The following is a 25,578-nucleotide window of genomic DNA, read 5'->3' as shown; positions in this document are numbered from 1 at the left end:
GCGCAATATCCTGAACCATTCAAATCAACCCCGCTGCGACAAGAGCATTGGCGACAGGCTGGAAGGCGCGTTCGGGAACCGGATTGCCTATGCTGGCGGTCTTGGCGATCTGACGGGCAAGGTCGCCATCCAACGATACAGGAATCCCGAGATCACCTGCCTGCTGGCTCATCTGCATGGCGCTGGCGCCAGACGAGCGGCAAACGACGATGGGAACGGGGGTTTCACCGCGCACATAGCGGATACCCACAATTGTATCGCCGGGGTCGCCAATGAGCAGGACCGCGCTTTTCAGTCCGCTCTTGCCACCGGTTACAGCCTGACGCTGGCGGTGGCGCTCCTGCTTGATCAGTGGATCACCTTCCATATCCTTATGCTCGCGCTTGCTCTCCGTCTTCGTCATCCGCATTTCGCGCAAGAACAGCCAGCGTTGCAGGAAGATGTCGCAAAACCCGAGGATCAGGAATGCACCCACGGCAATTGCGGCCAATGGCTTCAACATGGCAAAGAAGGTCGCCTGCATGCATAGGCCGCCACAGGATGGCGACTCGAACAATGCCTTCAGCCCGGCATGAAAGACGAAGACAAAAGCTGTCGTCACGGCAATAATCTTGAACAGCGCCTTGCAGAACTCCACGACGCTTTTGAGTGAGAATATGCGCTTCAGGCCCGTCATGGGATTGATACGTTCAAAGTCTGGCTCAATAGGCTTGGCGGAAAAGACAAATCCGCGCGTAACCGCAACGTTGGTAATCAGAATTGCAAACATGGTGATGACGAGAATGGGAATCGTTGCCGTCAGCAGGCTTTGAACAGAAATCGTCATCAACCGGTACCAGACTTCGGCAAAGGGACGGTCGTAAATATGCGAGGCTTCTTCGAGCAGCGCACCAACCTTCACGCGCAGAACCGGAGCGATGTAGATGAGGAATAAAGTGCACGAGAGAATGATCACGCCGGAAACCATGTCAGGGCTATGCAGCACCTGACCCTTCTTGCGTGCGTCCTCTATCTTCTTGTCTGACGCTGGAAGTGTTTTTTCTTCGCTGGTCTGGCTCACATCTTTCGTCCTTGATTACGCCGAAGCGAGCAGGCCAATTGCCTGTGCCCGTTTCGCCGGATCCTCAATCGAACGTAGTTTCGCGGCTTTCGCCAAAATCTGATTCTTCTGGTTTGCAGGCAGGTCAGGCACGTCGATTGCACGCGCCCCGGCAGAATCGCCCGACATGCTGAGAATAATCATGTAGTTGATAAAGTGACGCTTTTCCGCGAGCGGCGATGTCACAACACTATTCATGCTCGTTGATGCGTCGGGTAGCTTGTTGGACAGAGCCTGTGCCAATGCCAGATTGGTTTTGGTGTCGAGGTTTCCCGGTTGCAGCGCGAGCGCTTTGGTAAAGGCTCCTTCTGCCCCGGCACCATCGCCGCTAAGGACCCTGGCAGTCCCAAGCTTGTTATAGGCCGAGACAGTATTGACCGCTGGTGCGGCCGCCGCCAGAATTCTGGCGGCAGAACTGGCATCACCGCTTTGCAACTGGATTGTTCCCAATCCAAGCATGGCTTTGGCATCTTGCGGGTTGATCTGAAGTGCTGACCGATATGCTTGCTCGGCCCCCTCCGGATCACCAGCTTTCATCCTGGCATTTCCAAGCCGGACATGGACGGTTGAATCATTCTCGGACATTTCGGCGGCACGCTCGTAGAGCGCCAAAGCTGTGCCGCTCTCGCCCTTTGCGTCAATATCCCTGGCAATCTTCATCAATCTGGATTGTTCGCTGACGGGCCTCTTTGCAGCGGCTTGTTCCGCCGAGCCGGACATGCAACCCGTAACCATCAGTCCCAAGGATAGAACAGGAAAAATACCGCCGACAAAATGCTTTATGATCATGCCGATTATCCTCATTGGGTTGACTGGCTCGTCTCATCCGCCGGACGGCGGCGGCGCCTGATCTCAGGGTCAGTTCCCTCAATATAATTCTGTGCAGCGCGCGCCACTGGTGCAGCCATGGCGGGTCCCATCTCGCGGCCATGCATCAGGTCCTGCTTCTTGGCTGCCATGTGCTGCAAATTGAGATTGTTTGCGCAACCCGACGGTAAGTACATCGGGTATTCACCCGTATCCGGTGTGATACAGGCATCGGGAACGAGCATGGCGGCGCGTTCGCTGTCATAGCCCTTCCTGACCACACCCGGCCGCGAGGTGCCGCCTGTGTCAATATAGCTGTAGTTTGGCGAATAGGGCTGTATCTTGGTGCCCATGCAACCGGAAAGCGTTGCCGCGCCAATCACGGCCAGAAGCTTGAAGCCCAAACGGACCGGGAAAACAGGGTTATTAATCAACATAGAAGCCATACCCCTGATTGACGACCTTCTTGGACTTTTTGCGCGGCGAAGAAATTGCACCTGACGGGCTGTCCAGCGGTGTTTTGAGATTGCGGGAGGATGTGGGTGTGACGAGATAGGGCGTGATCAGAATGACAAGCTCTGTCTCGTTACGCTGGAAACGCTTCGACTTGAAAAGCTCTCCAAGAATAGGCACATCACCAACGACCGGCGTCTTGTTGATCGATTGTGTTTCCTGTCGCTGGAACAGACCGGCGATGGCGAATGTCTGGCCGCTTCCGACTTCCACTGTTGTATCGGCGCGTCTGATACGCAGGGACGGGACAACCAATCCGCCAATGGACACCACGCTGTCCTGCGAAACGCTGCTGACTTCCGGTCTCACTTGCAGGGCAATACGATCATTGGGCAAAAGTGTCGGTGTGAACTGCAAAGACACACCGAACTGTTTGTACTCAATACCGATCTGGTCGTTTCCAACCGGGATCGGAACCGGGATTTCACCACCGGCAAGAAAGCTTGCCGTTTGTCCGGTGACGGCGGTGATATTGGGTTCTGCAAGGATCGTCAGGACGCCATTGTCCTTCAATGCATCCAGAAGGACGCCGACATTGACGTGGCGGCTGTTGACACCGATCGAAGTTGCACCGTCCCGGCTGGGAACATTCCCGCCTCGCACAAGACCAAAGGAGAACGAGCCGCTATTGACGACCGCACTCCAATCGACACCGTAGCGCGCAAGCTCATTGCGTGCCACTTCGGCAAAGCGCACGCGGATATTGACCTGATTGGGACCCGAAATTGTTGTATTGTTGAGCGCGGGCTTGTCCGGTTTGGAATAGCTTTGAAGCACATTGTCCGTGTCCAGCGCCTCGCCCACATTGTTCGTCTGGCCCTTGCCGACATATTGCTCGCCAAAGAGGGTAATATCCACTGTAGAGGTGGGCTGGAGCACCTTGGCCGATTGCTGTGCCTCTTTCGGATTGCCGACGACGCGTATCTGGACAGTGCCGCGGGTACCCTGATCAGGGCTGAGCGCGATCAGATTGGTGTTGCCGATTTTTGTCCCGTAAATATAGACCGCTCCGGGAGACACGACGCGAACATCGGCGATGGTCGTATCGGCCAGAAACACCGATTCCACGGGCTGATCAAAACGCAAGATCTGCCCCTGCCCCACGCTGAGCTTGAGCACCTGTCCCGCAGTGGCATCAACTTTGACCTGAGCGGAGGCTGGGTAAAGGCAGGCAAGAAAAGACAACAGCACAGTGAGCATAAATACCGCCCATAGCAAACGTGCTGGCCGGGCCGTCCCAAAAGAATTCAGTATGAGCATAGGGTAATTGTCCACCATATTCTAATGTTGCTGGTTACGGAAACTGACTGAACGCTTACTCATTTGCCCCTGCCCCGATCTGCCGCATCTGGCCGGAAGCCGGTAGCGAGATATAACCAAGGGACTGCACACTGAATTCCGGCGAGATTTCCTGATAGGAAAGAACCGGCAGATTGATATCGTTTCGTATCAGGAGATTTCTGATAGGACGACGAATATCCATTGTTGTCAGCACTGTTCTGACAATATCCGTATCCCTGCCATTGAAACGGCTTTTCAACTGTTCGATGATCGGACGGGAGATATCTTCCGGAATATTGATCGAAGGATTGCCCGGCCCTTGATTCACGCTGGCGCGGACGGCATCTTCGGTTTCCCTCGTCAGCAGATAGGCTGAGACAATCCGGTTCATTTCAGAATGCCGGTGACAAATCTGCCTTGCCAATCCGATCCTTGCATACTCAGCCAGCACGTAAGGGCTTTGTATCTGCGGGCCCCATTCCACTATGGCCTGCAGGATGACACGCAGATTGGTAATCGGAATATCCTCTTCAACCAGCCTGCGAAGAACCTCGGAGATTTTCTGCAGGGATGAAATCCCAACAGCTTCCTTGACCAGATCGCCATAATCATCTTCAACCTGCGACAGAAGAAAACGGACTTCCTGCACATCAATGAAGTCGGATGCATAACGGCGCACCGAGCGTGCCAGAACCTCCATCAAAACCGCAACAGGCTCATGAAATGTTATGCCCGCGTGTTCGAGTGTCTGCCTGTGGCTCTGTTCGACCCACACTGAATCATTTCGCCCGATGAGAACGGGGCGAACCTGATAGGGAATGGACATGAGTTCGAGATGGACAGTTTCATCTGTCACCAGAATCTGGTCGATAAAGATTATGCCGTCCGTGACCGGCACGCCTTCAAGATCGATGCGGAACTGGTCAGGCTCCAGCATAGAATCAGTACGGATACCGATTTGCGGGACGCGAACACCGATATCGGTGAAAAGGTTGGTGCGGACTTGCTCAATATTCTCTTGCAGCACGGACAGCGCAGCCGTCTCCGCCAAATGCGATCCAAGGCATAGCACCAGACGTTGCGATCCGGGAAGGAGCCCGGTCTGTCCGTCTGCCAAAGCCAGCGGCGGATTGGTTATGTTGCCGATCTGAACCATATTGCCGGTATCACCGTCGGCGCCTTCATCTTGCTGGCCGGCCCTCTTGAGCACGACATAGGCAAGCCCGCCTGCCAATGCCGATAATGTCCAGAATACGAATGTAGGGAACCCCGGCACAAGACCAAAGCCAAAAAGGATGACCGCAGCCAAGGCCAGTGCGCGATGGTTGGCACCCAGTTGGCCGATGATCTCGGTTCCAAGATCTTCGTTCCGGTCTGAGGTGACCCGCGTCACCACCATGCCTGCAGCGACTGCCATCATCAGCGCAGGTATTTGGGAAATCAGACCATCGCCCACAGTCAAAAGCGAATAGGTATGCGCTGCCTCGCTGAACGGCATGCCATGTTGCAATGAGCCAATGGCAAGGCCGCCGATCAGATTGATCGCGATGATGATCAGTCCGGCAACCGCATCGCCCTTGACGAATTTCATGGCACCATCCATGGCACCATAGAACTGGCTCTCGCGCTCCAGACCCTGACGACGGCTCTTTGCTTCAGCCTGATCGATATCTCCGCTGCGCGCCTCGCTATCGATGCTCATCTGTTTGCCGGGCATGGCATCAAGGGCAAAGCGTGCGCCCACTTCGGCCACACGTTCCGCGCCCTTTGTAATCACAACAAACTGGGCAATGGTGATGATCAGGAAAACAACGAGGCCAATAACAACTTCACCGCCGACAACGAAATCACCAAAGGCAGCGACGATCTGGCCGGCGTCGGCCTGGAGCAGAATCAATCGCGTTGTGGTGATGGACAGTGACAGGCGAAAAAGCGTTCCAAGCAGGATAATGGAAGGCAGGGCCGAAAACTGCACCGGCTTCGAGATATAGAAGGCCACAACGAAAATAAGCAGGCTGAAAGCGATGTTCATGCCAATCAGCATGTCGACAAGAAATGTCGGCAGCGGAATGATCATCATGATGATGGCAATGAGCATAAAAGCTGCGATGACAATGTCGGAGCGCTTGGAAGCCGCCCGCGCAAAGCGGTTCAACGGGGCGAGGATATTCATACCGAGCGCCTCCGGTCTATATAGTCCTGAAAAGTTTCGCGTGCTCGATCATGTTCACCGCGAAGCCACTGCGCCCTGCTCTTGAGAAGGGAAAGACCTGGGGCAACCGTGCCCTCAATATCTTCGATTCGGTCAATCGCTGTCAGTGCGCGTGTGGCCGATTCGGTTTCGACAAAGACTGCCGCCAGCGATTTGAGGATTGATGTTTCATGCGGGGCAATTTTTGCGGCCAGCAGCAGAAATACCAATCCCCGCTCAGGCTGACCTGCCCTGCAATAGAGGTAACCGAGCCCATGAAGAAATTCTACACTGTCCCGGCGCTGCTGTGTCACTGGCCCAATGCCTGATTTTGCGCAAGGCTGAGCCGCTCCTGCAATTCGCGCCTGCTGTCAATTTCTTCCGTCAGCATTGATGCGGTGATTGCAGCGATTTCTTCATCAATATCCAGTTCCGGCAACAGATCATTGATGAGATAGTCCAGAATCTCCTGCGACCGCGCTAGATCGAACACGCCGGGATTTGCCAGCTTTGGCTTTCGCAGCCTTCCAATCTGGCCGATAAACGGTTCTTTGGCGCGCCTTGCCGCCTGCTCGGAGCGAGCCAGGGATGCGTCAAACGCCTTGGATTGGGCTTGCTCGACCCGTGTGACATCCGGACGCGCGGAAACAGACCCGAGCTGTGCCCGAATCCGGTCCTCCTGCCGACGAACGTCAAGTGCCATTCATATCCCCCATTACTGCGCATTTGTCTCCATATACAAAAGACGCAGCAACTATTAATCCGGCGCATAAGTCCTTCCAAAAATCGAATACAATTCCTGGGGTTATGCGCATTGAGCCAGAACTTAGAACGTCAGAACAAACTCTTCTCCCTGGCGGGCTGCGGTGAGGCTGCCGTCGCGAATGTCCTTGATGATCCAGCCATCTTCGAGCGCAGCCCCCTTATAGAGCCGCGTTCCATCCGAGCTGATGGCGTAGGGCGCATCCCCAAACCAGACAGCCTGTAAATTAAACTTTGGTTGAACCTTCGGCGCCATGGCACCGACCATGCTGGTCAGCACATAGGTTCCGCCATAGGTGCGATCGAACCAACTCTGGATAGTGGCCCAGGCCTTGCTGTCATCTGCCGTCAGTTCGCCCGACACTGTCAAACGCGTCCCGTCTGCCTCAACCTTGAGACCGGAAAGCCCGTTTTCCGCAAGCCTGGTCTTGAGCGATGCCGCGACCGGCGCATCGGCGACCGGAGCCTGAACGCTCTCGGTGACCAGACCATGCTTGGCGGAATAATGGGAAATGGCCGTATTGTTGGAGCCAAGGAAATCACCGACACCTGCCTGCACTGCCGCAATTGTCAACAGCGTCAGCGCGCCGCCGCCAATGGCGATCCAGCTGGCTCTTGGCATTTTCCGCAAGCCGTCACCTTCAGGCACCGGCGAGGAAAGCTCAATGGTTGCACCGCCGATCTGAAACTCGAAAGGCAAGGGGGAACGCACGCCATGACCGGCCGGAACAAGCGTATCGCCATCAATGACAACATCGCCATCGATAGCCTCGATCAGGACATTCGATCCTTGAAGCTGGAGCGTCATATGATGGGCGCCGACATCGCAGTCACTCAGCGTCAGATCACAATCTGCCGCCGATCCCAAGCGATAGGAGCTACCTTCAAGAGGAAGCAGAACACCATCATGAACACCCGCAGTTACCCGGAGCAACAATGCTGTTTTCGGTTCTTGAAATCGAACGATGGAACCCATGACGTTTGCCTCGTTTGCAAAGTATTTGAAGTATTCGCATGCGTCTTTACATCGGGCTCAAACTGGCAAAAGGCGCCCGACCGGCAATAGAGATTTGCGCAGATGGCACTGCACCATCTGCGCAAATCTTAAAAATCAGTTGTTTGGACGCTGCTTGGCAGCATCAAGTGCGACCTTCTTTTCGGTCGTGATTTCAGTGATCTTGGCTGACTTCTCAATCGCCTTGTCAAATGCTGCTTCCATCTTGCCGATTGAAGCATCCGAGCCCGTTGCTCCACCACCAACACCTTGAACAGCCATGCTATTTCTCCTTTGAGATTGACACTCATCTATAGAAATTGAACCGATCCACACTGTCTCGGCGCCAGCCGGGGCATATGATTTAACAAACTGGCTAGTAATCGGTGATAGTATGAAAAAATAGAGAAGGCAATTTAACGAAGTTCAGTTCATATTACAAACTGTAACGATAGTTGATAATGGAATCGTATCAGTACAATCTTGTGCAATGCAAGATCAAAATTAATTCAAAATTTGAACTATTTGAGATATATAATGCTACTACTGACAAAAAATGTCAGTAGGGTCAAATTACATTTCGTTTATAGTTGCGTTGCATATGATTCATTGCTGTTATAGAGATAAATGTGACACTTCGCATTAGAGGGTGCTTTCGCATGACTTTTCCGATGACCGTTGGGCATTTGCGAACGCTTGTTGTGTCGATGGCTACAGCTGGCTTCGTTTTGACGTCCGCCGGTCCGGCAGTTGCAGCAGCGCCCGACTGGTTCGACAAGCGATATTCCTATGTTCTTATCAATCAGGACATTCGCGATGCCCTGAAGGAATTCGGTCGCAACCTCGGTGTGCCTGTTGCGCTTTCCGACAAGATACGCGGGCAGGTCCGGGGCGAAGTCCGTGCCGATACAGCCGGTGCTTTTTTGACGAGGATTGCCGAAGCCAACGGATTGATCTGGTATTATGACGGGTCAATACTTCATATGAATTCAAGCGAGGAATTTGCAACGCAGATCATTGATCTTGGCCGTGCAAATGGCGGGATGGTTGTTGATGAGGTTCAGCGTCTTGATCTCATGGATGATCGCTTCTCGATCAAGTCCACCCCGAATGCCCCCGCGCTGCGCGTATCTGGTCCTCCCGCCTTCATCGCCATGGTTCAGCAGGTTGTTTCAACTGTTCAGCCACCACCCCAGGCAACGGCAGATGATCCTCGCGTGCGCGTGTTTCGCGGCGGCCAGAGAAACGAAGTCGTCGAAGAAATCGCCCAATCCGACCCCCGGAATAATGGACAAAACAGCGCGCGCAAACAAATATCAGCGGGTAGCGAACAGCAGACAGGAGAGCAGTAATGGCAACCCCATCAATTTCGAATGTTACTCAGCAGCCAGCCAATCAGCCGACCCCTTCGGAACAACAGCAACAGTTTGAAGAAGCGCTGAACCAGGCTTTGGTAGGTGGCGGCGTATCATTGATCGGTCAGGAAATGATGAAGCTCGCCAATGAAATGTTGAATGAAGCCATGTCCGACGAATAAGGATCATTCCTGAAAGTCCGGATCAGATGGAGAATTTATCATGACAGCAGTTTCGGCAGCCGTAGCCGCTACAGTGCCCGCAGATGCAACAGCGACCCAGTCCATTGCCTCGCAGAATCTTTTCGAGCATATGTCCCGGAATATTCAGACGCTTCCCCAAGGCGCAAGCCCGGCAGATCTTGGGCGCTCCCTCGTCAACGACCTGAAAGGGTTCGTCGAGCGCAGCGGAAAATTTGTCAACCGCAGCAACGAGACTGAAAAGAGCACGCCGCAGTCGTTCACCAATCCAGCGTTAAGCGGAAGCAAGTCGGCCAAGGTTGAGGGCGATGCGATTGACCGGGTCGTGCAGGAATTAGGCACTGTGTTTGACCATTCGATCGAGACCCAGATGGTCGTACGCGGCACGACGCAAATAACCGGCGCAGCCAATACACTTGTCAAAGGTCAGTAAGCGTCGCATGGAGATAAGCCCGGTACAACGATGCCTCATCGTAGCAACGATTTGCCTCGCCCTACAGGCATGTAAAGAGGATCTTTATACCAATCTTGAAGAGCGGGAGGCCAATGCCATGGTCGCCACCCTGCTTCAGAAGGGTATTCCGGCAGGTCGTGTGCTGCAAAAGAACGGCAAACTGTCCGTCACTGTCGATGAAGACCAGTTTGCGCAAGCGGTTACAGTTCTCAATGAAGCCGGGTTGCCCAAGACGCAATTTGCAACGATGGGCAGCGTTTTCAAACAGGAGGGACTTGTTGCATCTCCTGTTCAGGAAAGAGCGCAGATGATCTTTGCGCTGAGCGAAGAATTGTCCCGTACTGTTTCGGAGATTGATGGTGTCGTTTCCGCCCGGGTCCATGTCGTTCTGCCTGACAATGATCCGCTGCAACGCAATGCGGTTCCCGCATCGGCCTCGGTTTTTATCCGGCACGAAGCCAATCTCGATATAAACACGCTGATTCCGCAGATCAAAACCCTTGTGGCCAATGGTATTGCAGGACTCACTTATGAAAAAGTGTCCGTTATACCTGTGGTTGCCATGACAAGCCCCACTGTGGGCACCAATACTGAACTCACCTCATTCCTTGGCATATGGATGCTCCCCGCCAGTGCAGCCAAAGCCAAATGGCTTTTCGGCATATTGTTCATCGCGGTGCTCGGTCTTGGTGGGGCGCTTGGCTATCTCTTCTGGCAGAAGAAGCGCAGACGGGTCTATCCGCTTGTACCCGTAGGACCTGCCAAGTGAGCGAGGGACCAGGTACGGCGAGCGAAGCAGCGCAGGCTTCGTCCGGGCAGCCGGATTGGAGTGCCCTTATTTCCAATCCAGCAAAGCTTGTCCACCCGGAGCGTGTTGTTGCCTGTTATGACGGTGTGATTTCACCAGAGGTGGCATCACAACTTCAGGCATCAAGCAGGGTGCAAAGGCAGCTTAAATCATTGCTGATGGATCGTTTTGCGTTGCCGGACTTGCCTGCATCAATGAGCGTTGACCCGGCCGATGTGCATCTGCTGGCGAGTCCAGCCGATCAGATAGCGACTTTAATCCCTCTTGCAGGCGCAGTCTTCTGGGCGCAATTTCTAGCCAGTGAAATCCGCACGAACGAGGTAACCGAGATAAAGCGGCGCATTGGTGAAGCCGCCTTTCAGGCAGCGCTTGCCAACCGCGACCTGGCAGGCAATCTTCCTCCGCCGGAAAGTCTCGATGCTTTGGAAGCCAGCCTTGAAGCTGATGGCTATCGGTGCCTTGCAAGCTGGCAAGCAGCGTTGCCGGCGGCAATCGGCGCTTGGGCCCGCCTGAAACATGCCAATGACCGTTCCCTCACCCCCTTTCCGGATGCCAAACACCGTGCCTTGGGCGCGGCGATCATGCGAAGGCTTGCGGTAAGTCCAGACTCTTCATTGATGCAAGAGGACGTGTGATGAACGAGTTGCCGACGATGCCCGGGTCAAAGATTATCCGCGAGCAGGATGTTCAGCACTGGATCGACGGCTTTGCTTTTATCGAAGCAACAAGAGCCGAAGCTGTCGCCCAGATGGAAAATATCCATGGGATCCGGGAGGCAAGCCGCAAGGAAGGGTATCAGGCAGGATTCCAGCAGGGAGCGCTTGAGGCCTCGGCTTTGCTGACAACAACAACAGCACGTGTCAACGACTATGTTGCCGGGCTTGACCAGCAACTTGTTGATCTCAGCCTTTCCATTATTTCGAGGATTTTGGGCAAGTTGGATGATGCGGAACTGGTTGCAAAACTTGCACAACATGCTTTGCAGGGATTTCAACGTGAACGGGACATCACAATCACTGTTGCTCCGGACATTGCCGAAGACGTCGCCAAGCGGATCGCCTCTGACTATGTCAATCCTTCGCTGAATATCACGGTTCTTCCCGACCCTCGTTTGAGCGGGACCAAATGCGTACTTTCAAACGCAATAGCGGTCATCGATGCGGGACTGGAAACACAACTCGCCGCCATCCGTGAGGCCCTTGTCGCACCCAAGCGACAGGATGGAGCGGCTGAATGAAGCGAGAGTTCAATCCGCCTGATCTCAGCCAACTCATGGGTCGGTTGCAGGACACTGCAGCCAAGGCTGATACGCGTCCTGTCAGAGGCCGTATTCGCAAGATCACAGGTATTATTGTCCATGCAACGGTTTCGATGGTGCGGATCGGTGAGTATTGTCATCTGCGTGATCCGGTGTCGGGTAAGATTGTCCCTGCCGAGGTCGTGGGCTTTCATGATGAAGAGGCCATTTTGACGCCAATCGGTGATCTGGATGGCATGTCAACACGGGCAGAGGTGATTCCGACAGGACATACGCTACAGATTCCCGTTGGACCAGAATTGCTGGGCTGTGTTCTGAACCCGCTTGGCGAGGTTCTCAGCCGCACGGGCCTGCCCACTGCCCTGCATACCGGCACCTATTATCCGACACACAATGTTCCCCTCCAGCCATTGCAACGCGACCTTATCCAATATCCGCTGCAACTTGGTGTAAAGGCCATTGATGGCCTTCTGACGGTAGCACGCGGACAGCGCATCGGCATATTCGGTGAAGCTGGCGTAGGTAAATCATCGCTGCTTTCAAGCATCGTGCGCGGTACACAGGCAGATGTCATTGTAATCGCGCTGATCGGCGAACGCGGCCGCGAGGTGCGGGAATTCATTGATATTCAGCTCGGCGAAGAAGGGCGAAGGCGTTCCGTTGTTGTCGTCGCGACCTCCGACCGCCCTGCCATTGAGCGTGTCAAAGCGGCCTATGGCGCAACCGCGATTGCGGAATATTTCAGAGATCAGGGACAGCATGTGCTGCTCCTGATGGACAGCGTGACCCGATTTGCCCGCGCCCAGCGCGAAATCGGCCTTGCGGCAGGAGAGCCCCCGACAAGACGCGGTTTTCCCCCTTCCCTGTTTGCCGCATTGCCGCGTTTGCTCGAGCGTGCCGGTCCGGGTCTTGGAGGATCCATCACGGGTCTTTACACGGTTTTGACCGAAGGCGACGGCACGCTTGATCCTGTGGCCGAAGAAACAAAAGCCATTCTTGATGGACATATTGTCTTGAGCAGTGAACTTGCCCAGCGCAATCACTTCCCTGCGATTGACGTTTTGCGAAGCCGCAGTCGCCTGATGGATGCGGTGGCCAGCAAAACCCACCGTGCAAGCGCTTCAAAAGTCCGCGATCTCATGGCGCGCTATGAGGACATCGAATTATTGCTGCGCGTCGGGGAATATAAGCGTGGAGCAGACCCGCGATCGGACGAAGCGCTGGATCGGCATGTACAGATCGAGCAGTTTCTTCGGCAAACCGGCGATGAACATTTCGGGTTTGCCGAGACGGAACTGCAATTGCAGGGACTTCTCGCATGAGCCAGGAAAAGAACCTGAAAAAGCTCATGGAGCTGCGCAAGATGCGTACGAGACTTGCTGAAGAGGCTTACCTTCGCCAGCAAAATGCCGAGAACGCTGCTTCGATGGCGGTGGACGCAGCCGCAGAGCGCATCATCCAGAATGATGAGAGCAGGCTGAGCCGCGAGACCGCCATGTATGAACAGATGTCCGGTGGTTTGCTCGGCCGTCAGGCACTGGATGACTATCAGGATGCTCTGTCTGCATTGACCTATCAGGCCGCCCATCTCCAGCAGATGGAGGCGCAAGCGAAAGTCAAACTGCTCGAAGAAGCAGACAAGGCCCGTGAAAAAGCCGCCGAACATCTTTCCCGGCTCCGACAGCATGACAAGCTCAAACTCCTTCTTGAGAAGCAGGGCATCAAGAAAGACAAGCGTGCAGATCTGATGACAGAACTTGAGGATGAGGACCAGCAGAGACCCGCATCATCCGTTCACAAGGGACTTTGAGGGTGAATATGCTCGCAGAGACGCAGACATTTTCAAACAACCAGCCCGCTGATGGCAAAGACCCGCTCGACTGGCTTCCTTCGGTCAACCCGGATCATATTGCCATTTTGAATATGTTTCCCAAGGAGACTGTTTCCGTTCAGTTGACCAATAGCGGACCCGCAATCGGTCTTTATCTGGCCGATAAAGCATCACTTCTTTTGAATCCTGTTGCGGTACCGGTCGCGATAGGACCCTGGGCATGCAAACTGGTGCTCTCAGCAGGCACCCTTGAGCGGCTTGTGCAGGGATTCGGCATCACCAAAATGATCGCCAGCCTTGCACCACGCCAGCGCAGTATTCTGGTCGAACATGTTCTTTCGGAACAACTGAACCGGCTTGAAGAAATTATCGGATACTCCATTCGCTTCGGCGATCAAGAAGAAGCGGCAGATTACGACATCATACTGCCGTGGGTTCTTGATTTTGATGATTATCCTCGTAACGCCGAATTGCACCTGACCCGTGACGCGGCACAGCTCCTCGGCAGTGCGCTCAACCAATCGGAATCACAAGGCGCGGCGGGGCTGCTTTCGAGTATCGGTTTTCCAGTGCAGCTTTGCGCGGGAACACAAATCCTGACGGTGGCGGAACTGCGCGGTCTTAAAGCAGGTGATGTGATCCTGCGCAAAGAATCATCCGAGGCCGATCCCGTTGCCATTCTTTCCAGGCGCTTTGTTGCTTCAATTACGCCTGACGGACAAAAATACAGAATGACCAGCAGGTGGAGCCTACCTGCTAAAAATGGGGAGAACTCGACGATGTCGCAATCCTACACCAAACCTTCCGGATCAGCAGGGTTCGAACAAGTTGACGACCTTCCCGTGGAGCTGGTCTTTGAGATCGGCCGCTGCGAATTGCCGTTGAGTGAAATTCGCAAGCTCGGCGAAGGCAGTGTTTTGCCGGTTGCGGCCAGCACGACAAATGCCGTGAACATATTGGCCAATGGTCGTTTGGTCGGCAGCGGCGAACTGGTAAAAATCGGTGCGGGACTTGGCGTAAGGGTCGTTCGGCTTGGGTGAGTATCAGACCAATCTCATCCCGATTATCATTGTTGTCTCGGTTATCGGGCTGATCCCGCTTGCCGTTGTTACAATGACGGGATTCCTCAAAATATCTATCGTGCTGTTTCTCATTCGCAATGCTTTGGGTATCCAGCAATCGCCACCCAATCTGGTCTTATATGGCATCGCATTGATCCTGACGGTCTATGTAACAACGCCGCTTGTGGGCGAGATGTACCGCATTCTTGAGGCACAGCAGGTGGACACGCAGTCCATGGACAGTATGAGAGCCGCCGCCGAGGCATTGCGACCGCCTTTGCAGGCTCATCTTTCCAAGTTCACCAATGAAAATGAGCGGCAGTTCTTCATGCAGGCAACCGAGAACGTGTGGTCGCCGGAAGCGCGCGCTGATCTGAAGCCAGACAGTCTGCTTGTGCTTATTCCAGCTTTCGTAAGCTCGGAACTTACCCGCGCTTTCGAGATCGGGTTTCTGCTTTATCTGCCATTTCTGGTTATCGATCTGATTGTTTCGAATGTGTTGATGGCGATGGGCATGATGATGGTGTCGCCGACACTGATCTCGATACCGTTGAAGATCTTTCTGTTTGTGGCAGTCGACGGCTGGTCCCGCCTGATGCATGGACTCATATTAAGTTATGGAGGCACGTAGCTGTGGGTCAGACCGCTTTTCTTGCACAGATGCAGAATGCACTTTTGACAGTTCTGATCGCCTCGGCACCCGTATTGGGGATAGCCATTGTCATTGGCATCAGCGTGGGACTCATACAGGCGCTGACGCAAATCCAGGATCAGACATTGCCACAGGCGGTAAAGCTTGTTGCCGTCATGCTGACTCTCATTGTGCTTGGACCGACACTCGCCGTGCAGGTCGCAAATCTGGCAAGCCACGTGCTTGACAGTTTCCCGGCGATGACGCGTTAGCGAAATATGGACGCTATCTCAAGCACATCGTCTTTTCTTGCCCTCGCCTATCCCTTGCTCGTTGCAATGGCCATAAGCGTTGCCCGCGCGCTGGGCATGATCATGGTCACGCCCGCCTTCATCCGGCTTGGACTGACCGGAATGATCCGCTCCTGCGTTGCCATTGCAATCTGCATCCCGGCAGTTCCGGGTGTGCTCAATGCAATTCTTGCCGAAGGGCAGCTCGGCAGCCTGCTCATCACCGGATTGCTGGTTAAGGAGCTGATTGTCGGCATGATCATCGGCATCGCCTTCGGCATCCCGTTTTGGGGCGCGGAGGTTGCGGGCGATCTGGTCGATTTGCAACGTGGCTCCACATCGGCGCAGTTGATTGATCCTTTGCAGGTCAGCGAGACCAGCATCGCCGGAACCCTTTTTGTCTTCGCCCTGCTTGCGCTCTTCTTTATGTCAGGCGGCTTTCTTCTGCTCGTCGATGGCTTTTACAAAAGCTATGAATTGTGGCCCGCGATCAAATTCGCGCCGGTGATCAATGTCAACGCCATTCCGGCGCTGCTCGGGGTTTTGGACCGCATCATGCAAATTGCGATCATCCTGATCGCGCCTGTTGTTCTGGCCCTGCTGCTCACCGATTTGATGCTGGCATATCTTTCCCGTATGTCGCCACAGCTGCATGTTTTCGATTTGTCGCTTGCCATCAAAAACATGCTTTTTGCCGTGCTGATGGTGCTCTACATCTCCTATCTCGTGCCCTATATGATGTCCGAGTTAAAGGACCTCCGAGGAACATCGGACATCATGCGTTCGCTCGTAACTGGCGAACCACAAAAAGCACCTTGAGGTTCAAGCCACCGATATACCCAGCTGGCGGAGTGTGGCGTCAATCTGTACGACCGATTGAGGATCCGCATTGCCGTCATCAATCTTGTCGGCCAGACTAGGGCGCGATACCGCCGCCCTGCCCGAGGCACTTTGGGTCCGATGATTTAACTTCTGCGGATCAGTGTAATTTGCATCTCCTTCGGACGTCGCCGGAAATCTGGAAACGTCGCCATTCAGGCCGTCGAGCGTATGGTGCAGATTATCCCGGAGCGTGGCGAGCTTGTCCTGGGGTATGGCATTGAGCCAGTTGACGAATTTTTGAAGGTCTGCGGGCTGGTCGAGATTGTAGCCCTTCAGCTGTGCATATTTAACCAATAGCGGAACGGGACTGAACCCCTCGCCGCTTTGATCGACCAGTGCCTTCGCAGTTTCTTGCGACAATTGGGCGTGCTGCAAAAACCGCATTGAGGTGTCCGTCATATAGAGGTTCGATTCCCTTGTATTGGTAAGAAGCATCTGGCCAATGACCGCAGCGCCGACAATGACCAGACCGACTGGCCCTGCCATCGACCCGGTCCCGAAAGCGGCCAAGATCCCTCCTGCACCGGCGGCGGCTTGCAGCGTACCCATCTGCCAGTCACCGCCCATGTAGGAGCGCGTCGCCAGCACCAGATCGAAGCTTGCACCAACCGATCCCAACCATTTTGCGGCGGTTGTGCTGCTGCTGCCGAAGTGTTTCACGGCCATTGAGTCGGGGTTGATCTTTTGAAAACCGTTGAGCAATTCGATTGAACGCTGCCCCACACCGGCAGCATCAATGAAAACCTTGAACTTCATCAACGGGTCCTGACCGGTTCGGCTCAATGTCGAAGCCAACCCCACGCCAACGGCTGCAAGGCCAATCAAGCGCAGCATCTGTCCGGGAACTGTCGTGTTTTTGAACGACTTCATTCCATTATTGGTGTCAGTCAGCCTGGCATCGAGGTTTTTCAACTTCTGTACCATTTGGGCTTCGGTATCGCCTGCTGCTGGAAGCGACTCTTCGACCGCCTTCAGCGCCTTCTGGAATTCATCCTCCGGTATGCCAAGCAATTTGGCGGCAGGACTATTCTGCAAGGAGGCTATCCCTGCCTTGGCCCGCTCAATGCTTGCAGGGTCATTCGGATTGAGATTTCCAAATGACGGCAAAACAGTCCGGCGCACGATCTGCGTCATTGCTTCTTCTGCAAGTTTCCGGCCACGGTCTGTCAGACGTGCCTGATGGGTTAGCAGGGAAACAACAGCGGGTTTATCCAGAAGCGTCGGATCATTCTTGAGCGCGACCTGCATTGCCATGACAGATTTGTCGTCAGAAAGGATTTCCTTGATTTTTTCATCGGCGGCGCCCTGTTGAGCGGAGAGCTCCGGCGACAGATTTCCCAGTTGACTCAACTGATTGAGGAGTTGATTGCCCTTTGCCGCAACGTCATTTTCCAGTGCCAGCTTCTGATCTTTCCAGCCCTGACCCTTTTCCGCTTCATAATCGGTGATGGCTTTCTCGAGCTGTTCCGGCGTCATCGTGGCGCCGTGGTTTGCAATTAGCCATTGCACCTCCTGCATATGGGCGGAGTACTTATCGACACTGCCATTTACAGAGCCTTTGGAAAACTCAACGACGCTTGGGAGGATCGTGTTTTCCAGATAGCCACTTGAGGGAGAAGTCGCAGCCCGTGCCAGCGGAAAATCAAGTCCTGAACCTGAAATGATCGCCATACGCATCGATTCAGCATTGCCCATATGCATATTTATAAAGCGGTCGAGGACGATCTGACCTGTTGGCGTTTCGCCAATGCGGCCCATAATGATATTGAGGTTTTGCTGGCCTTCCAGACCAATGAGGTCACCGCCGATCTTCTCCTGCTTGCGTGCGTTCGCAGCCTCTATGGTCGGCAAAGCATCAAGCATCAATTGCGCTGCCAGTTTTGGATCGGCATCTTTGGTCAGAGCCTCCAGCTTGCGCATGGACTCTGCACTATCGCCCTGATCGCTGACCGCTTTTTCAGGATCATAATTCTTGAGCCTTTCTGTCGCCCAGGCGGCCGTATTGCTTATGAGCTCTTTGGCATCTGCATTGCCGTCAATTGCGGCCTGAACTTCTGCTGGAGCTTTGTCATAAGAGGCTTTCAGGGCGTTGAACACCTCGTCCGGTTTGCCTGCGGCATTCGCCTCGTCGATAATCTGCCGTGCCTCAGACTCTATTTGCGATCCATGATGGGTTGAAGGTCGCAGCGATATGCCAAGCTCTTTGGCTGTGTTTTCCAGCGCAACCTGCGATGGCCCCGCATCGGTCCAGTCCCGATCGTAGAGCGCCTGAAGGGATTTGGCTCGCTCGCCTTCGGGTATGCCTTGAAGATAGTCTTTTACATCCGCCGCGATATTTGCGGTTCCTGCTTTATAATCGGTATTGGGATTGTCGGAATATTGCAGCTTGTTGCCTGTTGCATAGATTTCCTTGGCAAAGGCTTCCTGGGGATCGGCAATCAACTGCCTCTCTTTGGCAGCGCCCTCTATGGCGCTCAGCGCCGGGCTTGCATCCTGCCAATCGCTCTTGTGTCCAATGAGCCTCGAAACGGCAGCCTGCCGTTCGCTTGCCGGAAGCCCATCGAGATAGGCCCCGACATCCTCTTGTATGCCTTTGGTTTCAGCAGGAAAGTCTGTCTTGGATGGATCATCTGCATATTGCAGATTATTCCCGCGCTCATAGAGTTCGTTCTGGAAAGCAGCTTCTCCAGCAGGCACGCCCTCTTTGTCCTTGACCGTGCCTGCGGCCAGATCAGGCGCAATATGGGGAATAATGATGACATCATCCGGTTTGACCAGATCGATTTGATTGTCATGGAGGCCTTTGTTTGCCTCCACCACATCGCCAAACCGGACATTGTTGTCCTTGGCAATTTCCCAAAGACTATCCCCCGGCTGAACCACAATCAGCTTTTCTTTATCAGGATCGAAGGCGTTCGGCCCGCCTGCCTGGGCGCGTTCGCGTACAGCCTGCCTGATCTGCTCGACGAAGAGTTGCTGTTGTTGTGTAGAAGTCAGCGGTATCTTGTTACCGTTGGCATCAAAGCGGCTTTTGCCATCTATATCTATACGAAAAGACATCGCGTTCTCCTGCCTGATCTGAAAATCGGGACGTTCCTGCAACGCGAAAGGACGCGTGGGACTCACCGGCAACGGCAGGGTGAAACATGGAAGATATGCCTCACAGTTTTATGACAGGGAACAATTCCAATGACGGTGTGACAGAATATATTTGCCAATCGGATAGGTTCCCGTCATCATCCCAGCAGCGGAGACAAGACGTTCAAGACGTAACTATCCAGAAAGGACGGTTCCTTGGTTCAGTCCATCAACAATACAAGCTCGCAACAGGCGCTCGAAAGCAGTTGGAATGATGAGAACGCCATGCGAAAATTCGAGCGCGCGGCTGAGGGCGCTACGCGTCAACGCAAACACGAAATTCTCGATACCAAGCAACGGCCAAATTCGGTAGAGCTGGGTGCCAGTCCGAAATCAATCGAGCAGAACCCTCTTCCCATTGTACCTCAAGCCTCGTTGCTACCCGACGGTCTCTCCTCGGCGGACACGCCTTCCAATGCAATGCCCGCCGCAAGACACGCAGCCGCCCAACCGGCCCCAACCGGCAAAGCACGCTACGTCATTGCAGCAACATTGATGATACTCATTGCCGTCATTGCCAGCGTGATTTATTTCGCGTGAGGGTTATCGACCGGTAGAGTCCTGCCTCAGTGCAATATCTGGCTCAAGAATAATTTGCTCCGCTCATTTTGCGGATTGTCGAAGAATTCGAGCGGCTTGCCCTCTTCGATGATCCGCCCGCGATCCATGAATATAACGCGGTCTGCGACCTGTTTGGCAAATCCCATCTCATGGGTGACGCAGACCATCGTCATTCCCTCTTTTGCAAGGGAAACCATCGTATCAAGGACTTCCTTGACCATTTCCGGATCAAGCGCCGAAGTCGGTTCGTCAAAAAGCATGACTTTTGGCGTCATGCAGAGTGCACGGGCGATTGCTACCCGTTGCTGTTGTCCGCCTGAAAGCTGCGCGGGAAATTTGTCTGCCTGCTCGGGAATACGCACGCGATCCAAAAAATGCATTGCCGTTTCAATGGCCTGTTTCTTTGGAATCTTGCGTACCCACATGGGAGCAAGGATGCAGTTTTGCAGGATCGTTAAATGCGGGAAAAGATTGAAATGCTGGAAGACCATGCCGACTTCGCGGCGAACTTCATCAATCTGGTCCTCATCTTCGGTCAGTTCTATTCCGCCAACAATGATCCTGCCTTGCTCATGCGATTCAAGACGGTTGATGCAACGGATCAGCGTCGACTTTCCTGAACCGGAAGGGCCGCAGATCACAACTTTCTCCTGCGGTGCAATGACAAGATTGATATCGTCCAGCGCATGGAAACTGCCGAACCATTTATGGACGCCATTGAGTTCAATTTCGCCGGCTGAGACTATGGATTGCGTCATGGCATTTCCTTCAGATGAGGACATCAGCGTTTCAGTGACCTACCGAAACGCTCCTCGATGCGGGCTTGGACGATTTCCAGCCCTATGGACAAAATCCAGTAGATCATCGATGCCGTGATCAGCATTTCAATGTGACGGAACTCTTTCTGGCCCATTGTACGAGCGAGATACATGATCTCCCAAACACCCACGACGGACACGAGCGAAGAATCTTTCAACATTGCAATGAACTGGTTGCCGGTGGGCGGAATGATTACCCGCATGGCTTGCGGCAGAATGACCAGAAACATCGTATGATTAGGCCGCAGGCCAAGCGCTGTTGCGCCTTCGCTCTGCCCGCGCGGTATGCTTTCGATACCAGCGCGGAAAATCTCCGTCATATAAGCGCCATAGCACAGCGACAACGCCAGAATGCCTGCGGGGATAGCGCCGATGACATAGCCAACCTGCGGCAGACCCAGATAGATAATGTAGATCTGCATCAGCAGTGGCAGACCACGAAAAAGCGACGTGTAGAAGCTGGCAAGGCCATAGACGACGCCGTTTTTGGACAGTTTCGCGATCGCCCCAACCAAGGCAATCGCTGTCGCGATGAAAATCGAAATGACCGAGATATAGAGCGTCGTCACAACACCTTGTGTGATGAGAAAGCTGATCTTTTTGGCAATAAAGGTGAAACTCAGATCAAAGGAGTAAAAGAATAAAAGCAGCAAACCAAACAGTTCTGCCCAAACAGCGCCGATTTGATAGGTACGGGGCAACAGACCCAGAAGTTTCCAGTTAATGGCGATCAGCACCGCAAAAATGACTGCGGCAATTGCGCGTGTGGTTTGAGGTGATGCTTCCATGCCCGGAGCCAACGAGGGAAAGATGCCACCAACCCAGGCTCCGCCCACACCCATCCAGTAAAGTAACACGGCAACCACCAATATGGCGAAGGTAGCACCAATGCGTTTCGCGGCTTTCGGGTGTGACAGGATGAGTGTGGCAATCATATCAATTCCCCAATTCAAAAGGCTATAATTCTATGCCTGGCGCTCGCGCCACCAATCCTGCGCTTGCAGCTTCCAATAAGTCAGTTGAGCAACGGAAAGTCCGGCCAGTCCGCCGGCCCATACCAGACCAAATGGCTGGAAAAGCCTGTAGCGCTCCGATTGACCAAGAACTGCTTCAGCAATGACCTTGCCGCCCATGGCAGTGGTGTTCAGTCCGTGGCCACCAAAGGCAGTGCAATACCAGACGCCTTGTTGCAATTGGCCGATCTGGGGCATCAAATGGCGGGCATATGACATCAGTCCCGACCAGGAAATTTCGGTCTTGAGTTCCGCCAGCTGCGGATATGTGCCGACCATTTCCCTGCGAAGCTCCACGGCAACGGCAGCAGAGGATGCTGCTTTGGTGGTGATGCGCCCACCCCAAAGCAGGCGCTTTCCGCCTTCGACAACGCGGTAATAGTCCCCCGCCCTGCGATTGTCGCCAACCGCATCTGTTGTCTGGATAGCAGTGCGGATCAGATCCGGCGCTTCTTCCGACAACATGACATAGGTGGCTATCGGCAGGTAACTCCGCTTGAGCCTGCCAATCAGACCGGATGTATAGCCGCCGGTCGTGATAACGACATTGCGCGCTTTGACCTTGCCATTGTCAGTGCTGACAATCTTCTCCACCTTGGAAAGATCGGTTGAGGTTGCAGCGCTGGATTCAAAGATTTTGCCTCCCAGCCGCTCGATTTCCCGTGCCAGGGCGCGCAGGTAATTAAGGGGATGCATGTGAAAGGCTTGCGGATCCCGCAGTGCCTGGAAATATCGCTCCGAGCGGAGTTTTGCCTGCACCTGTTCCCGGCTCATATATTCAACGGTGTAATCGAACTCCCGTTGAAGATATTCGGCACGCTGTTTCATGGCCTGTTCGTCGCTGTAGCGAAGGACACTCATGATCCCATTGACAGGCGCAGCAGATGCAATGTTCAACTCGCGGATTGTATCGCGAACAAATTGTACGCCTTCAATCGATAGCGCGTGCAGCTTTCTTGCATTCTCGGCACCCGCCGTCCGTGCGATCGCTTCCCCATCATTGGCAAAACCGGGACTGACGAAGCCGCCATTGCGGCCTGATGCACCCCATCCAATACGCTGCGCTTCAAGCACCACAACAGACTGACCTGCACGCGCAAGTTGCAGCGCGGTTGTCAAGCCCGCCAGTCCTCCACCTATAATGCAGGTGTCGCACTCGACAGGGCCGGACAAAACAGGAAAGGATTTATCATCGGCGATGGTTCGCCGATAAAAAGTGTCGATATAGTCCATTGGGTTCTCGTTATTTGACCAAGCAGGGAGGGCAACGCCGCCTTTCGGCGGCGCGTAATATACGCACCTTAGTTGGCGCTATAGTCCTTGCCGTACCACTTGGTCGTCAAGGTCGCGAGCGTACCGTCAGAACGCATGGCAGTGATGATTTCACCGACCTTTGCAGTCCACTCCGGATCACCTTTTTCTGCAATAACGACGAGTGGTTCGCGGAAGGCATAGCCCCCTTCAAGGATACGGACAGGATAGCCGTTCTTCACCGCATTTTGCGCTGTCTGTTCCGGTGCGATGACAGCATCGAGACGCAGGCCATCACCGAGGCGCAGATCATCAAACGGCAGCATGGAATCGGCAAAAGTTCGAATTTCGCCCGGTTCAATCTTGTATTCGACCGGTGGCAATCCTGGCGCATCAATCTCAAGCTGGCGGCGGATAAAGTCCTCGGAAGTCGTCGCCGTCTCAACGCCGATGACCTTCCCGTTCAGATCATCGACAGACTTGGCCTTGCTGTCCTTGTGCACCACATAGACATAGGGGCTATAGTAATAGACCGATGCGAAATCGATAACCTGCGCACGCGCTTTGGTTGGCGTCACGGAGCCCACACCGACATCGTAGCGGCCCTGCCATCGCCCGCCGGTCAACGTTGCCCAATCCGGCGTCTGAAAGGAAACTTCCACACCAAGACGTTTACCGATTTCTTTGGCCATGTCGATATCAAAACCGACCATTTCATTGTTATCGTCAAGATAGCTCTGCGGTGGCCAGCTGCTATTGGTTGCGACAACCATAGCCTTCTTTTCCATAACGCGATCAAGCGTTGCGCCAGCTTGCGCGGCGGTGGATGTTGCCAGAACCAAGGCACCAAAGATCATGCTTTTAAGAACGTTGTTCACACTATTCCTCCTTAGGTGATTGAGCTGTCTTACCCCCATATTTTTGTTGATTATCCAAGACAGCAGGGGGCAGAATGTGCGCCCCTTATGCAGCTTAAGCAATAGGTATTGCCCAGCCAGTTGCCCTTGCCGCATCGAAACTTATTGCAATTTTGTTATAGGGTGATGCGGTCATCACATCGGCGATGTGTAGCACAGGTCTATATACCAGAAGCCACCGATTTACATGCGCACGGCTATGCAGTCCAAAGAATGACGTTTGAACTCGGCGCAGGCGTTTCTTGCTGCTTGCACATTGTCAAATCCGCCAAAGCGCACACGATAGATTGTTCGTCCAGATTTTGTGAACGGCTCGATAAAGCCTCCGATGCCGGATGATACCGAACGGGCCACGCCACCAGCTCTGGTCAATAGCCTGTCAGCCGCAAGGCGGCTATCGACCGCACCAATCTGTATGTTCCAGGCGGCAACATTGGTCAGGGGCATGACGCCGCCATCGCCCTGTTCAATAAGCGACTCGTCAATCAGACTTGCAACGCTAGGGGGGCTTCGCGCTATTTTCACTTGCCTCTGGGCTGAGCGTGGAGTTGGCACCGCCGGCACGACAGGCGCTGCCTGACTTTCTTTCCCTGTATTGTTCCTGGCAATCAGCGTATTACTGGAAACGGCAGCAAGAGGACTATATTTTCTCAGGAGACCCGCCATTTCGTTATCTCGGGACCGCGCCGTTTTACCGCCCAGTATGACACCCACGATTCGCCGGTTGTTTTCCCTCAGCGAAGAGGCGAGATTGAATCCCGAAGCATCCGTGTATCCGGTTTTGAGCCCATCAACTCCGGCATAGCGATACATAAGATTATTATGCCCCTTGATTGTCTTCCCGCGAAACGTAAACGAGGGTTGGGCAAAAAGCGGGTATTCTTGTGGAAAATCGCGCATCAATGCAACAGCCAGCACAGCCATGTCATAAGCCGTTGTTGACTGGCCTTTCTGCGTCATGCCCCAGGGATTTCGAAAAACGGTACTTTTCATGCCCAGCTGCCGTGCACGCAGTGTCATCTGCTTTGCAAAGCGAGCTTCGGTCTTTCCAAGATGTTCGGCTATTGCCGTTGCGGCATCATTTGCAGAGCGGACTATCATTCCATTGACAGCCTCGCGCACGGTAATCGTCGATCCCGGCTTTAGCCAAAGTTTGAGAGGGATTTTTTGCGACGCATTCTTCGAAACGACAATCGCATCGTTCCAGCGCAACTTACCTTTTTTCAAGGCTTCGAATGTCAGATAAACAGTCATCATCTTGGCAAGCGATGCTGGTCCATGAGGACTGTTAGCCTTGTCTTGCCCCAGTACTTTTTCGGTTGAAACGTCAAGCACGACCCATGAAGGGTCGGCACTTGCCGGACTGGACAGGATGGCAGCAATACAAACCAGCAGCGATGCTATGATCATTTTCATTCGACATGCATCCTTGAAAAGGGATTGCAGGATCGCTTTCCCGCGGC

The 25,578-nt window shown here is 53.9% G+C and carries 28 protein-coding genes; 13 read left to right on the top strand and 15 right to left on the bottom strand.

What is annotated here, in order from left to right; genetic code table 11:
• Positions 1 to 19: 19 nt before the first annotated feature.
• The 9 genes from ACYJL1_RS25520 to ACYJL1_RS25480 form a co-directional block, all read right to left on the bottom strand.
• Positions 20 to 1,060, bottom strand: a complete 1,041-nt coding sequence (locus tag ACYJL1_RS25520) for an EscU/YscU/HrcU family type III secretion system export apparatus switch protein (protein ID WP_460899879.1) — start codon at positions 1,058 to 1,060, stop codon at positions 20 to 22.
• Positions 1,061 to 1,075: 15 nt separating this feature from the next.
• Entirely contained in the window at positions 1,076 to 1,888 is an 813-nt protein-coding gene (locus ACYJL1_RS25515) for a tetratricopeptide repeat protein (protein ID WP_460899878.1), read from the bottom strand.
• Positions 1,889 to 1,899: 11 nt separating this feature from the next.
• Complete coding sequence (locus ACYJL1_RS25510; protein WP_460899877.1) at positions 1,900 to 2,343, bottom strand: hypothetical protein; 444 nt, start codon at positions 2,341 to 2,343, stop codon at positions 1,900 to 1,902.
• The gene (locus ACYJL1_RS25505; RefSeq protein ID WP_460899876.1) at positions 2,333 to 3,619 is read right to left on the bottom strand and encodes a type II and III secretion system protein family protein; all 1,287 of its coding nucleotides are present in this window, start codon (positions 3,617 to 3,619) and stop codon (positions 2,333 to 2,335) included. Before ACYJL1_RS25505 ends, ACYJL1_RS25510 begins: the two co-directional genes overlap by 11 nt.
• Before the next feature lie 115 nt (positions 3,620 to 3,734).
• Positions 3,735 to 5,873: a type III secretion system export apparatus subunit SctV gene (sctV, locus tag ACYJL1_RS25500; RefSeq protein ID WP_460899875.1), complete on the bottom strand. Its 2,139-nt coding sequence runs from the start codon at positions 5,871 to 5,873 to the stop codon at positions 3,735 to 3,737.
• A complete protein-coding gene (locus ACYJL1_RS25495; protein WP_460899874.1) occupies positions 5,870 to 6,205 on the bottom strand; it encodes a tetratricopeptide repeat protein in 336 nt (111 codons plus the stop codon). The genes sctV and ACYJL1_RS25495 overlap by 4 nt, the downstream gene beginning before the upstream one ends.
• On the bottom strand, positions 6,202 to 6,594 hold the full coding sequence (locus ACYJL1_RS25490) for a hypothetical protein (RefSeq protein ID WP_460899873.1): 393 nt from the start codon (positions 6,592 to 6,594) through the stop codon (positions 6,202 to 6,204). The genes ACYJL1_RS25495 and ACYJL1_RS25490 overlap by 4 nt, the downstream gene beginning before the upstream one ends.
• 123 nt (positions 6,595 to 6,717) lie before the next feature.
• Entirely contained in the window at positions 6,718 to 7,629 is a 912-nt protein-coding gene (locus tag ACYJL1_RS25485) for a SctD/MshK family protein (protein ID WP_460899872.1), read from the bottom strand.
• Positions 7,630 to 7,764: 135 nt separating this feature from the next.
• Complete coding sequence (locus ACYJL1_RS25480) at positions 7,765 to 7,929, bottom strand: hypothetical protein (protein ID WP_460899871.1); 165 nt, start codon at positions 7,927 to 7,929, stop codon at positions 7,765 to 7,767.
• Positions 7,930 to 8,306: 377 nt separating this feature from the next.
• Between ACYJL1_RS25480 and ACYJL1_RS25475 the strand changes: the two genes are divergently transcribed.
• From ACYJL1_RS25475 to sctT, 12 genes are read left to right on the top strand one after another with little or no spacing between them, the layout of a single operon-like run.
• On the top strand, positions 8,307 to 8,999 hold the full coding sequence (locus tag ACYJL1_RS25475) for a type III secretion protein (RefSeq protein ID WP_460899870.1): 693 nt from the start codon (positions 8,307 to 8,309) through the stop codon (positions 8,997 to 8,999).
• The gene (locus ACYJL1_RS25470) at positions 8,999 to 9,184 is read left to right on the top strand and encodes a hypothetical protein (RefSeq protein WP_460899869.1); all 186 of its coding nucleotides are present in this window, start codon (positions 8,999 to 9,001) and stop codon (positions 9,182 to 9,184) included. The genes ACYJL1_RS25475 and ACYJL1_RS25470 overlap by 1 nt, the downstream gene beginning before the upstream one ends.
• 40 nt (positions 9,185 to 9,224) lie before the next feature.
• Positions 9,225 to 9,635 (top strand): hypothetical protein, encoded by a 411-nt coding sequence (locus ACYJL1_RS25465; RefSeq protein ID WP_460899868.1) that lies wholly within the window; start codon positions 9,225 to 9,227, stop codon positions 9,633 to 9,635.
• Positions 9,636 to 9,642: 7 nt separating this feature from the next.
• On the top strand, positions 9,643 to 10,425 hold the full coding sequence (gene sctJ / locus ACYJL1_RS25460; RefSeq protein ID WP_460899867.1) for a type III secretion system inner membrane ring lipoprotein SctJ: 783 nt from the start codon (positions 9,643 to 9,645) through the stop codon (positions 10,423 to 10,425).
• Complete coding sequence (locus ACYJL1_RS25455; RefSeq protein ID WP_460899866.1) at positions 10,422 to 11,099, top strand: type III secretion protein; 678 nt, start codon at positions 10,422 to 10,424, stop codon at positions 11,097 to 11,099. The genes sctJ and ACYJL1_RS25455 overlap by 4 nt, the downstream gene beginning before the upstream one ends.
• Positions 11,099 to 11,701: a FliH/SctL family protein gene (locus ACYJL1_RS25450; RefSeq protein ID WP_460899865.1), complete on the top strand. Its 603-nt coding sequence runs from the start codon at positions 11,099 to 11,101 to the stop codon at positions 11,699 to 11,701. The genes ACYJL1_RS25455 and ACYJL1_RS25450 overlap by 1 nt, the downstream gene beginning before the upstream one ends.
• Complete coding sequence (locus ACYJL1_RS25445) at positions 11,698 to 13,044, top strand: FliI/YscN family ATPase (RefSeq protein WP_460899864.1); 1,347 nt, start codon at positions 11,698 to 11,700, stop codon at positions 13,042 to 13,044. The genes ACYJL1_RS25450 and ACYJL1_RS25445 overlap by 4 nt, the downstream gene beginning before the upstream one ends.
• On the top strand, positions 13,041 to 13,532 hold the full coding sequence (sctO, locus tag ACYJL1_RS25440; protein ID WP_460899863.1) for a type III secretion system stalk subunit SctO: 492 nt from the start codon (positions 13,041 to 13,043) through the stop codon (positions 13,530 to 13,532). The genes ACYJL1_RS25445 and sctO overlap by 4 nt, the downstream gene beginning before the upstream one ends.
• 8 nt (positions 13,533 to 13,540) lie before the next feature.
• Complete coding sequence (sctQ, locus tag ACYJL1_RS25435) at positions 13,541 to 14,593, top strand: type III secretion system cytoplasmic ring protein SctQ (RefSeq protein ID WP_460899862.1); 1,053 nt, start codon at positions 13,541 to 13,543, stop codon at positions 14,591 to 14,593.
• The gene (gene sctR / locus ACYJL1_RS25430; protein WP_460899861.1) at positions 14,586 to 15,245 is read left to right on the top strand and encodes a type III secretion system export apparatus subunit SctR; all 660 of its coding nucleotides are present in this window, start codon (positions 14,586 to 14,588) and stop codon (positions 15,243 to 15,245) included. Before sctQ ends, sctR begins: the two co-directional genes overlap by 8 nt.
• Positions 15,246 to 15,247: 2 nt before the next feature.
• Positions 15,248 to 15,517: an EscS/YscS/HrcS family type III secretion system export apparatus protein gene (locus ACYJL1_RS25425; RefSeq protein WP_460899860.1), complete on the top strand. Its 270-nt coding sequence runs from the start codon at positions 15,248 to 15,250 to the stop codon at positions 15,515 to 15,517.
• A 6-nt stretch (positions 15,518 to 15,523) separates the two neighbouring features.
• A complete protein-coding gene (sctT, locus tag ACYJL1_RS25420) occupies positions 15,524 to 16,354 on the top strand; it encodes a type III secretion system export apparatus subunit SctT (RefSeq protein ID WP_460899859.1) in 831 nt (276 codons plus the stop codon).
• A 3-nt stretch (positions 16,355 to 16,357) separates the two neighbouring features.
• Here the strand turns inward: sctT and ACYJL1_RS25415 are convergent, their stop codons facing one another.
• Positions 16,358 to 19,477: a LysM peptidoglycan-binding domain-containing protein gene (locus ACYJL1_RS25415; RefSeq protein WP_460899858.1), complete on the bottom strand. Its 3,120-nt coding sequence runs from the start codon at positions 19,475 to 19,477 to the stop codon at positions 16,358 to 16,360.
• Positions 19,478 to 19,711: 234 nt separating this feature from the next.
• Between ACYJL1_RS25415 and ACYJL1_RS25410 the strand changes: the two genes are divergently transcribed.
• On the top strand, positions 19,712 to 20,095 hold the full coding sequence (locus tag ACYJL1_RS25410; RefSeq protein ID WP_460899857.1) for a hypothetical protein: 384 nt from the start codon (positions 19,712 to 19,714) through the stop codon (positions 20,093 to 20,095).
• A gap of 26 nt (positions 20,096 to 20,121) precedes the next feature.
• Here ACYJL1_RS25410 and ACYJL1_RS25405 read toward each other — a convergent pair whose 3' ends face one another.
• The 5 genes from ACYJL1_RS25405 to ACYJL1_RS25385 all read right to left on the bottom strand — a co-directional run bounded on the left by ACYJL1_RS25405 (position 20,122) and on the right by ACYJL1_RS25385 (position 25,531).
• Positions 20,122 to 20,874, bottom strand: a complete 753-nt coding sequence (locus ACYJL1_RS25405; RefSeq protein ID WP_460899856.1) for an amino acid ABC transporter ATP-binding protein — start codon at positions 20,872 to 20,874, stop codon at positions 20,122 to 20,124.
• Positions 20,875 to 20,897: 23 nt separating this feature from the next.
• Positions 20,898 to 21,869, bottom strand: a complete 972-nt coding sequence (locus ACYJL1_RS25400; RefSeq protein WP_460899855.1) for an amino acid ABC transporter permease — start codon at positions 21,867 to 21,869, stop codon at positions 20,898 to 20,900.
• A gap of 30 nt (positions 21,870 to 21,899) precedes the next feature.
• Positions 21,900 to 23,180, bottom strand: coding sequence for an NAD(P)/FAD-dependent oxidoreductase (locus tag ACYJL1_RS25395; RefSeq protein ID WP_460899854.1), 1,281 nt, complete (start codon positions 23,178 to 23,180; stop codon positions 21,900 to 21,902).
• A 68-nt stretch (positions 23,181 to 23,248) separates the two neighbouring features.
• The gene (locus ACYJL1_RS25390) at positions 23,249 to 24,055 is read right to left on the bottom strand and encodes a transporter substrate-binding domain-containing protein (protein WP_460900011.1); all 807 of its coding nucleotides are present in this window, start codon (positions 24,053 to 24,055) and stop codon (positions 23,249 to 23,251) included.
• Between the two features lie 243 nt (positions 24,056 to 24,298).
• Positions 24,299 to 25,531 carry a serine hydrolase gene (locus ACYJL1_RS25385; RefSeq protein ID WP_460899853.1) on the bottom strand — a complete coding sequence of 411 codons (1,233 nt, stop codon included), beginning with the start codon at positions 25,529 to 25,531 and terminating at the stop codon, positions 24,299 to 24,301.
• Between the last annotated feature and the right edge of the window lie 47 nt (positions 25,532 to 25,578).

The sequence above is a fragment of the Phyllobacterium sp. K27 genome (genome assembly GCF_054796155.1).
This window is presented reverse-complemented; position numbering and strand designations above follow the sequence as displayed.

Coding starts and splice junctions, on each gene's coding strand:
- ACYJL1_RS25400 (WP_460899855.1), bottom strand. CDS start 21,869: ATGATTGCCACACTCATCCTGTCACACCCGAAAGCCGCGAAACGCATT.
- sctQ (WP_460899862.1), top strand. CDS start 13,541: ATGCTCGCAGAGACGCAGACATTTTCAAACAACCAGCCCGCTGATGGC.
- ACYJL1_RS25390 (WP_460900011.1), bottom strand. CDS start 24,055: ATGATCTTTGGTGCCTTGGTTCTGGCAACATCCACCGCCGCGCAAGCT.
- ACYJL1_RS25405 (WP_460899856.1), bottom strand. CDS start 20,874: ATGACGCAATCCATAGTCTCAGCCGGCGAAATTGAACTCAATGGCGTC.
- ACYJL1_RS25485 (WP_460899872.1), bottom strand. CDS start 7,629: ATGGGTTCCATCGTTCGATTTCAAGAACCGAAAACAGCATTGTTGCTC.
- ACYJL1_RS25515 (WP_460899878.1), bottom strand. CDS start 1,888: ATGATCATAAAGCATTTTGTCGGCGGTATTTTTCCTGTTCTATCCTTG.
- ACYJL1_RS25395 (WP_460899854.1), bottom strand. CDS start 23,180: ATGGACTATATCGACACTTTTTATCGGCGAACCATCGCCGATGATAAA.
- ACYJL1_RS25510 (WP_460899877.1), bottom strand. CDS start 2,343: ATGTTGATTAATAACCCTGTTTTCCCGGTCCGTTTGGGCTTCAAGCTT.
- ACYJL1_RS25480 (WP_460899871.1), bottom strand. CDS start 7,929: ATGGCTGTTCAAGGTGTTGGTGGTGGAGCAACGGGCTCGGATGCTTCA.
- sctO (WP_460899863.1), top strand. CDS start 13,041: ATGAGCCAGGAAAAGAACCTGAAAAAGCTCATGGAGCTGCGCAAGATG.
- ACYJL1_RS25505 (WP_460899876.1), bottom strand. CDS start 3,619: ATGCTCACTGTGCTGTTGTCTTTTCTTGCCTGCCTTTACCCAGCCTCC.
- sctJ (WP_460899867.1), top strand. CDS start 9,643: ATGGAGATAAGCCCGGTACAACGATGCCTCATCGTAGCAACGATTTGC.
- ACYJL1_RS25490 (WP_460899873.1), bottom strand. CDS start 6,594: ATGGCACTTGACGTTCGTCGGCAGGAGGACCGGATTCGGGCACAGCTC.
- ACYJL1_RS25385 (WP_460899853.1), bottom strand. CDS start 25,531: ATGAAAATGATCATAGCATCGCTGCTGGTTTGTATTGCTGCCATCCTG.
- ACYJL1_RS25415 (WP_460899858.1), bottom strand. CDS start 19,477: ATGTCTTTTCGTATAGATATAGATGGCAAAAGCCGCTTTGATGCCAAC.
- ACYJL1_RS25450 (WP_460899865.1), top strand. CDS start 11,099: ATGAACGAGTTGCCGACGATGCCCGGGTCAAAGATTATCCGCGAGCAG.
- sctT (WP_460899859.1), top strand. CDS start 15,524: ATGGACGCTATCTCAAGCACATCGTCTTTTCTTGCCCTCGCCTATCCC.
- ACYJL1_RS25465 (WP_460899868.1), top strand. CDS start 9,225: ATGACAGCAGTTTCGGCAGCCGTAGCCGCTACAGTGCCCGCAGATGCA.
- ACYJL1_RS25475 (WP_460899870.1), top strand. CDS start 8,307: ATGACTTTTCCGATGACCGTTGGGCATTTGCGAACGCTTGTTGTGTCG.
- ACYJL1_RS25470 (WP_460899869.1), top strand. CDS start 8,999: ATGGCAACCCCATCAATTTCGAATGTTACTCAGCAGCCAGCCAATCAG.
- ACYJL1_RS25445 (WP_460899864.1), top strand. CDS start 11,698: ATGAAGCGAGAGTTCAATCCGCCTGATCTCAGCCAACTCATGGGTCGG.
- sctV (WP_460899875.1), bottom strand. CDS start 5,873: ATGAATATCCTCGCCCCGTTGAACCGCTTTGCGCGGGCGGCTTCCAAG.